The organism is Finegoldia sp. BIOML-A2 (assembly GCF_009678315.1).
Classification (GTDB): Bacteria; Bacillota; Clostridia; order Tissierellales; family Peptoniphilaceae; genus Finegoldia; species Finegoldia magna.
Window position 1 is genome coordinate 66,696 of record NZ_WKZE01000007.1, and the last position, 7,922, is coordinate 74,617.

At 32.6% G+C, this 7,922-nt stretch carries 10 protein-coding genes and 1 pseudogene; 1 reads left to right on the plus strand and 10 read right to left on the minus strand.

Annotated elements, in window-relative coordinates; translation table 11 throughout:
* Position 1: 1 nt before the first annotated feature.
* From GKF99_RS06785 to GKF99_RS06825, 10 genes and pseudogenes are all read right to left on the minus strand, one after another.
* Positions 2–2,422, minus strand: coding sequence for an ATP-dependent Clp protease ATP-binding subunit (locus tag GKF99_RS06785; protein WP_154272964.1), 2,421 nt, complete (start codon positions 2,420–2,422; stop codon positions 2–4).
* Positions 2,419–3,414 (minus strand): ATP--guanido phosphotransferase, encoded by a 996-nt coding sequence (locus GKF99_RS06790; protein ID WP_154272965.1) that lies wholly within the window; start codon positions 3,412–3,414, stop codon positions 2,419–2,421. Before GKF99_RS06790 ends, GKF99_RS06785 begins: the two co-directional genes overlap by 4 nt.
* Positions 3,407–4,006, minus strand: coding sequence for a hypothetical protein (locus tag GKF99_RS06795; RefSeq protein WP_094210321.1), 600 nt, complete (start codon positions 4,004–4,006; stop codon positions 3,407–3,409). Before GKF99_RS06795 ends, GKF99_RS06790 begins: the two co-directional genes overlap by 8 nt.
* Positions 4,007–4,016: 10 nt before the next feature.
* Complete coding sequence (locus GKF99_RS06800) at positions 4,017–4,478, minus strand: CtsR family transcriptional regulator (protein WP_154272966.1); 462 nt, start codon at positions 4,476–4,478, stop codon at positions 4,017–4,019.
* A gap of 290 nt (positions 4,479–4,768) precedes the next feature.
* Positions 4,769–4,933 (minus strand): hypothetical protein, encoded by a 165-nt coding sequence (locus GKF99_RS06805; RefSeq protein WP_154272967.1) that lies wholly within the window; start codon positions 4,931–4,933, stop codon positions 4,769–4,771.
* An 18-nt stretch (positions 4,934–4,951) separates the two neighbouring features.
* Complete coding sequence (locus GKF99_RS06810) at positions 4,952–5,314, minus strand: hypothetical protein (protein ID WP_241673580.1); 363 nt, start codon at positions 5,312–5,314, stop codon at positions 4,952–4,954.
* 33 nt (positions 5,315–5,347) lie between these two features.
* Positions 5,348–5,605: a hypothetical protein gene (locus GKF99_RS06815; protein ID WP_227930580.1), complete on the minus strand. Its 258-nt coding sequence runs from the start codon at positions 5,603–5,605 to the stop codon at positions 5,348–5,350.
* Entirely contained in the window at positions 5,541–5,684 is a 144-nt protein-coding gene (locus tag GKF99_RS08720; protein ID WP_241673581.1) for a hypothetical protein, read from the minus strand. The genes GKF99_RS06815 and GKF99_RS08720 overlap by 65 nt, the downstream gene beginning before the upstream one ends.
* Positions 5,685–5,773: 89 nt before the next feature.
* Positions 5,774–6,256: a Csac_0668 family 2Fe-2S cluster-binding (seleno)protein gene (locus tag GKF99_RS08830; protein WP_275077080.1), complete on the minus strand. Its 483-nt coding sequence runs from the start codon at positions 6,254–6,256 to the stop codon at positions 5,774–5,776.
* Between the two features lie 169 nt (positions 6,257–6,425).
* Positions 6,426–6,695 (minus strand): annotated as a pseudogene (locus tag GKF99_RS06825) (N-6 DNA methylase); the annotation flags it as partial.
* A gap of 241 nt (positions 6,696–6,936) precedes the next feature.
* Here GKF99_RS06825 and GKF99_RS06830 point away from each other — a divergent pair.
* Positions 6,937–7,922 (plus strand): IS30 family transposase (locus GKF99_RS06830; RefSeq protein ID WP_154272968.1); only part of this gene is annotated, 986 nt, incomplete at its 3' end.

The window sequence follows — 7,922 nt, forward strand, 5'->3', positions numbered from 1 at the left end:
ATTATTGTTTCACAGTCTTTTTGCGTCTTACATATCTTCTAAAGCTTACTTTGTCGTTGACTACAGTTATCGTAGTTTTTCTTGTTCTGTCGATATCTCCGTTTAGGATCTTGTCGGCAAGTTCATTTTCAATATCTGTCCTGATAAGTCTTTCAAGAGGTCTTGCTCCGAATTTCTTGTCGTATCCTTTGTCTACAAGATAATCCAAGATTTTTTCGTCATATGAAATTATCAAATCATTCTTCGCCATTCTCTCAACCAATTCATCCATCATTAATCCAGCAATTTCTTTTACATTTTCCTTGTTCAAATTACTAAACACGATAACATCGTCTAATCTATTCATAAATTCTGGCTTGAACATCGACTTCATTGCATTGTTGATAGTTTCTTTGTTTCTGTTGTATTCATCAACTTCAACATCTTCTGCTGTATTAAACCCAATTACATTTTTGCTTTCAAGTTCACTTGCTCCAATGTTTGATGTCATTATGATTACAGTGTCTTTGAAATTAACCACACGTCCTTTGGAGTCCGTAAGTCTACCGTCGTCCAAAACTTGCAAAAGCGTGTTGAAAACATCTGGATGCGCCTTTTCGATTTCATCAAACAATATTACAGAATATGGTTTCGTACGCACCATATCAGTTAATTGTCCACCATCATTATGACCAACATATCCTGGAGGAGATCCTATCAATTTTGATACGGAGTGTTTTTCCATATATTCTGTCATGTCAATTCTGATCATCGCATTCTCATCATTGAACAATTCCTTAGCAAGTTTCTTTGCCAAGTATGTTTTACCAACACCAGTTGGTCCGACAAACACAAATGATCCAATTGGCTTGTTAGGATTTTTGAGTCCGACACGTGCTCTTTTAATTGCATTAGAAATAGAATCGATAGCCTTGTCTTGTCCGATGACAACTTTTTTCAAATTATCAGCCAAGAACAAATATTTTTGTGATTCTGATTCTGTTAACTTAGACACTGGAACTTTTGCCCAGCGTGACACGATATTCGCTATTTCATCGAATCCAATTTCCAATTTGTTTTCGTCTTGGTCTTCTTCTTCCATTTCTGCTTCTACTTCCTTGATGGCATCTCTTTTTTCTGCTGCAAGTAAAAAGTCAGAATTTTGAATAGCTTCTTGTTTTTCTTCTTCTAATTCTTCTAGAATTTTCGCATAATTTTTGCCACCAGTGAAGTTTTTCACTCTAACCATCGATTGAGCTTCATCTATCAAATCTATCGCCTTGTCTGGCAAATATCTGTCGTTCAAATATCTGTGCGATAATTCAACACTCGCTTTGATTGCTTCGTCACTAATTAGAACGTGATGGTGTGATTCGTATTTGTCCTTCAATCCTTCAATAACTTGTATAGAATCCGAAACAGAAGGCTCATCTACCATGATAGTTTGAAGTCTTCTCTCAAAAGCTTGGTCCTTTTCGATAGTTTTTCTGTATTCATTGATAGTTGTAGCTCCGATTATTTGCAAATCGCCTCTCGCCAATGATGGTTTCAAAATATTTGATGCATCCAATGCGCCCTCTGCACCACCTGCGCCCATCAACGAATGAAGTTCATCTATAAATAAAATTTTGTTTTCAGAATTTGACAAAGTATCGATAACTTTTTTGATTCTTTCTTCAAAATCTCCTCTGTATTTTGTTCCAGCCAACAACGCTGCCAAATCCAATGACAAAATCTCCTTGTCCTTGAAAATATCATTAACATCTCCGTTGACAATCTTTACAGCCAAGCCTTCCACGATAGCAGTCTTTCCGACACCAGGATTTCCAATCAACACAGGGTTATTTTTCTTACGTCTAAGAAGAACTTGAATAATCCTTTCGATTTCTTCCTCACGACCGATACAAGGGTCGATCTTTCCTTCTTTTGCCAATTCGTTCAAATTCTTAGTGTACTTTTCAATCTCACTTGACTTAGAAGAACTAGCTGATGTGTCGTTGACATCTCCTTGTTCTCTCTTCATCTTCATGAAGAAGTATTTTCGAAGTTCCGCTGTCAATTTCATAGTATCCACGCCTGTTTTTTTCATCAAATGATTAGCGTAGTTAGAACTATCCATGCAGAGCGCTGCCATAATGTGTTCTGGAGTAATCGCTCTTTCTCCGTAAGTGTTAGACAATCCCACAGCTTGAGTGATTATTTCTTCAAGTTTCGGGCTAATTCTTTGATTAGTTTCCTTGCTGTCTCCATAACCCAACTCATCTATAATTAAATTTCTAATTTTTTCGTAATTTCCACCGTGTTTTTTCAAATATTGAGACGCCTTGAAATCAAACTTGAACATAGCAAGTAGCACATGCTCCACTCCAAGATCCGCGTGCTTCAAACTAATTGCCTCATACACAGCCTCAGTTCTTAAATTATAAATATCTGATTTTCTCAATTTTTCACCTGTCTTTCCAAAGTATCCTTGATAATTTCGCTTCTCAAAACTCCAATGTTTTGATTCAATTTATTGTTTTCACGAAATTTTTCAAGCTTCAACTTATTTGTCTTATCGTACAAGTCCAGAATATCATCTACATTGAACCCATCGACTATGCCAAAATCGATAGCTATCAGTAAATCTCCAATCCTGTTCATTCCTTCAATTTCATCCAAAACTCTTGAATATTTTAGCATCGACACACTTCTCAAAAGGTCATCCTTAAACTCAGGATTATTTTCGAATAAAATGCGTCTGTTTTCAATTTCCTTTCTAGAAATCGAATCAATCAAAAGCGTCATATCATTGATAATATATTCAGGATCCACCAAATGACCATTAGTCGTAAGCCTGTAAATCGAACTTTTCGTATTAGAATTGAAAGCTCTCTCAAACATATATCCTCTGTATCTTGCAACATCTTGAATATCGTCTATCTTGTTGAAATACTCCAAAGCCTTCAAGTTCATACACACGCTCACATCCATCATACATCCCGAATCGTAGAAATCATCTGACAAATATCCAAAATCAATATCGAAAGCAAAATTCAATTTGTCATTCAATTTTTCTTCAATATTCAGACATTTTTCGTAAATATCTCTCAAATTTTTCCCAAAATCGTAAGCAGTAATGCAAATGTGGTCATTATCTGCCAAAGTAAACACGCATTTTTTATCGCTATTTATGATAACTTCGGGAGACACATCCTCATAATAAGCACTAGAAATGTATCCTTGTTTTCTTAGATAATCTCTGTTCGTACTTTTAGTATCCTTAAAAGAATAAACGCTAGACTCCTTCAAATATTCCAAATTATTCAATTCTTTTTTAATATCTGATTTCATATCATCGCAAGAATCCGTATCTATAACCAACATAAAATTATAGTCCGACAAATTTCTCCTCAACGACACATCAGATTTCATTACAACACTTGAATTATTCATAACATTTTTCCCTATACTCTTGTAATTTCAATTCCAAATCGTCAATCTTCGTTTGAATATCGTGACACTTTTCAAATTCCTCATTATCCATTGCAATGAAAAGCTCATCAGACAAACTATCCAACTTCTCCAAAATTTCCTTTGCCTTTTCAAAATTCTTAGGGAATTTGCCCCTGTAATATTTTGGATAACTTTTCGAATTTCTCTTATCCATGATGAAATCTCTGAAATGATCGTAACAATATTTGCAACCAATCGATGAATAATTCTTCAACTCATCAAACGGCATATTGCACACTGGACACACACTTTTATCGTCAACATCTTTCTTTGAAGATTGTTGTACCTTTTCAAAAGGCAAATGCTCCACCACATCAGAAATTTGCTTTGCGATTTCTTCAAAAAGCTCCTTGTTTTCGTTCAATTCTTGATCAGAATCAAACTTAAAATCAGAATTCGAAATAATCTCATTCTTCAAATTATTCATATATTCTTCATAGCAATCATGACACAAATTCACATCACGAGCACCAAATGGTCCCACAATTTTAACTTGAATAAAAGCAGGTTTGCCACAATTATCGCAATTCATATAATCACCTCTATCTCATAAAAGCCAATAACATATTCTTCAACAAATCAGCCCTCAGAATATTCCTGTCATTAAAATCCACCTTCGACAAAGTATTATCCTCCAAAGCGTGAACCATAACCAAAGCTTCCCTTTCAGTTATCAATTCCTCATCCAAAAGCATATTAATAATATTATTCGACTTATCCTTTGTAATTCTATCTCCAATAACATTTTCGACAATCTCCTTAATCGGATTACTGTCTTTAATTGTTAATTTTATTATTTTAACATATCCACTTCCACCGCGTCTACTTTCAATATAATAACCCTTGTAAGGAGTAAATCTAGTAGTCAGAACGTAATTAATTTGCGATGGAGCGCAATTAAATTGATTGGCAAGATCATTTCTGCCTATTTCAATGAAATCATCGTCAGTATTACTCAACAATTCCTTCAAAAAAGCTTCAATGCTGTTACTAAGCCCTGCCATACTATCACCTCTTTTGACTTTCTCTGACTAATTGAATAAAAAAATATATCTTTCTTAAATTATACCATCTTTGACCTTTCATATCAACAACAAAATCCTACAACATATCTAAGTTTTTGAAATTAAAAAGGAAAACTTAAAAAGCTTCCCCAATAAATTTGAAATGATAATTTTACTTTTCACTAAAATTCTCAAATATTCAATTGTGCTACTTCTTCGTATAATTCTTTTATTCTATATAATATCATTTGGTTTTTTAGTTCCAATATACAAAAATTCTTTTTCGTTGTTTACAAACAAATCATTATAAAGTTTTTGCGTGATTTTAATTTTTTCGCAATATCACCACTAAATCCCAATTCTTCAACGCTCATATCATCTATAATATAACCATTGCTATTTAATTCTTGGATAGGATAAGCCCCCCATTCCAAATGCAAACATATTTTTCTCATCTGGATAGTCTTTTCTATTTACAGAACAACACTTCCGAAACTTAAAATCATAACATACCATTTTAGAATTTCCGACAGACTGTGTGAATCTATAACCAGCACCGCAATTAAAATTAAATGCGGAATTGCCAAGACAATACAAGTAGTTACAACTACCCAATTCTTTTTTACAAAGAAAATAGCAAAAATGATTAACCAAGCCCACATCGAAAAAGGAACAAACATCGTAATGTGATTAAAAAATTCATTGTTCAACACATTGGCTACACCACCATTCAACGGATTATTTGTCACAGTAATTATAATTCCAACAACAAATAACAACACTGAAAATATTGTAATTCCGTAAAATATTTTCTTCGAATCTATACTATTTTTCATTTGACCACTCATTTTTTAGCTCCCCTCAACAATTTATATTCCTACAAAAACTTCTACAATTTTTTCTATTTTTGTTAGTACAATTTGTTTTTTCTTTTCCCTTGCACCTTGTCTACGAGATGTTGGTGGCAAGATTTTATCCAATCCAGTACCGGCGTAATCCACGAAACCTTTCGCTATTGACTTATTGATAAAATGATATGCGCCTTCTTTTAATTTTTCTTCTTCAACAAGAACTTTGCCATTCTTTATCTGTAAAACCTTCCATATATTCTTCGTAGCTTTTTTCAAGAATAATATTTACACTGTTTTCATCGCCAAAAGTTTTTTTAGCATCTTCAGTAGCCTTTTCCAAATCTCTGAAACACACAATATTTCCAAAAGTTTTAATTCTATAGTTTTTTATTATCTTTAATTTTATTACTGTTGTGACGTACTTTATAAATTATGTGTCGCAAACTATTCTTTGCTATTTAATGCTTTATTGATGGTTTCTTGAATAAGAGGACTACAGCATTTACCCAAAGGATTGTTAATTTCGCACTTTCCATTTTTCATTGCCCCTGTAAGTCTAATAATATCTTTAATATTCTTTGCACCATCATCTAAAACAGCATTTATAATTTGTTGCTCTGTAACTTGGTTGCAATAGCATATATATTTGGGATTTGCATTCTTTTTAAACCATATAGGAACTTTTACTTCTTCCTTATAAAAAACTCTTTCATTGTTTATGTTATAATACACGACATCACAATCTTCATTCATACATAAATAGTAAGTTTCTTCATCTGCAACCTTTCCCCTAAGGTTTTCTGATACCATATGCTTTACAGTTATATTCTTAACCTTTTCTCCTATTTCGTAACATTTGGGGCAATTTTCTTTTTCTTCCACTGTACCAATGGTTTTTTGTATTGAACTTCAGCAAGATTGATTTATCTTATTTTCTTGACTCACTTTATTTCCTCCTGTCTAAATAAATATTATTTCTACTGATGCGTAACTAACTATTACCTTAAACATGATTGTATTAGATAATTATCAACTATTCAAGAGCTAATGTCCTTACCTCTCATGCACTGCTCACAGCAATTAGATCCTAATTACTCTAAGCAATGCACGAAATATATTTAGTTAAAGTTCCTGAAACCGTTGATTTATTAACACAAACTGCACTCATCACTATTATGACACGTTCCCCACATGTTGGATCATATACCTTGTTAATGCTTGTTTTTCCGTCCATTACAAGCCTTGCCAAAAGTTTGGACACTGTTTGTGGAGTGAAGAATTCTCCTCCTGATTTTCCTGCATTACTTGCATAGTTGGATATCAAATATTCGTATGCATCTTCGAATGCGTCGATGTCGTTATTTTCATTTGATACTACTGCCATTTTCATCTCTCCTATTTATGTTAATTTCTTATTATGTTTTATAAAATTTTACGTAATATTTCATTTTAATTATATCATATGATTAATTGACTATATTGTGTTTTATCTTTATTTTCTTGCAGATAATTTATCATAACAAGTGCAACACAAAATAACTCATAGCTAATCAGCTGTGTTAATATGTAAGTGACCAAACAAAACATATTAAAAGGAGCGATTAACTATGAGCTATAACCATCTTACCATAGAAGAGAGATCTTGTATCTATCAATTTTTAAATTTAGGAATGAGTATAAGGAAAATTGCACAAGCGCTTAAAAGGTCACCTAGTACAATATCTCGAGAAATTAAAAGAAATTCTTCTAAAATAAAATCCAGTAGAAGAAGTTACACTAAATACTTCCCAATAAAGGCAAATGACAAATACCGTGATAGAAGAAAAGATTGTCATAGGAAAACCAAGTTTTCTAAAGATGTTATTGAGTATTTAACTATAAAAATTAATGAACATTGGTCACCTGAACAAATATCAAATAGAAATACAAATGCTATTAATCATATACCATCTACATCAACCATATATAGGCTCATACACGCAAAAAAACTTCCAAAAACTAGTATGAAAAATCTAAGAAGAAAAGGAAAGTTTAAAAGGCCAGCAGAAAAAAGAGGAAAATTTAACGATAAAGGCAGAACTATTAAGAAAAGACCTAAAGAAATATACAAAAGGAAAGAGCTAGGTCACTGGGAAGCAGATACAGTAGAATCAGGCAGGTTCGATCATAAAAGAAAAAGTGGATACTGTTTCGTAACTTTAGCGGAAAGAAAATCTAGATACTATATAGCAATTCTAGTTGAAAATAGAAAATCAGAAAATGTAACACCCGCAATAATCAATGCACTAAAAGATTTTCCAAAAGAATTAGTAAAAACAATAACTTTTGATAGAGGTAAAGAATTTTCAGAATTTGAGAGAATAGAAAAGGAGTTAGGATGTAAAACTTATTTTTGTGACCCATATTGTGCATGGCAAAAGGGTACAAATGAAAATAGTAATGGACTTTTAAGGGAGTTTTATCCTAAGGGTATGGATTTATCAGAAGTAGATATAGTTGATTTAAATTATAACTTAAGTTTAATGAATAATAGACCTAGGAAATGTATAAAATATAAAACACCTAAAGAAGAACTTTTTGGTTTCTTACCATA

Coding starts and splice junctions, on each gene's coding strand:
- GKF99_RS06790 (WP_154272965.1), bottom strand. CDS start 3,414: ATGAATAATTCAAGTGTTGTAATGAAATCTGATGTGTCGTTGAGGAGA.
- GKF99_RS06795 (WP_094210321.1), bottom strand. CDS start 4,006: ATGAATTGCGATAATTGTGGCAAACCTGCTTTTATTCAAGTTAAAATT.
- GKF99_RS06800 (WP_154272966.1), bottom strand. CDS start 4,478: ATGGCAGGGCTTAGTAACAGCATTGAAGCTTTTTTGAAGGAATTGTTG.
- GKF99_RS06805 (WP_154272967.1), bottom strand. CDS start 4,933: ATGAGAAAAATATGTTTGCATTTGGAATGGGGGGCTTATCCTATCCAA.
- GKF99_RS06810 (WP_241673580.1), bottom strand. CDS start 5,314: ATGAAAAATAGTATAGATTCGAAGAAAATATTTTACGGAATTACAATA.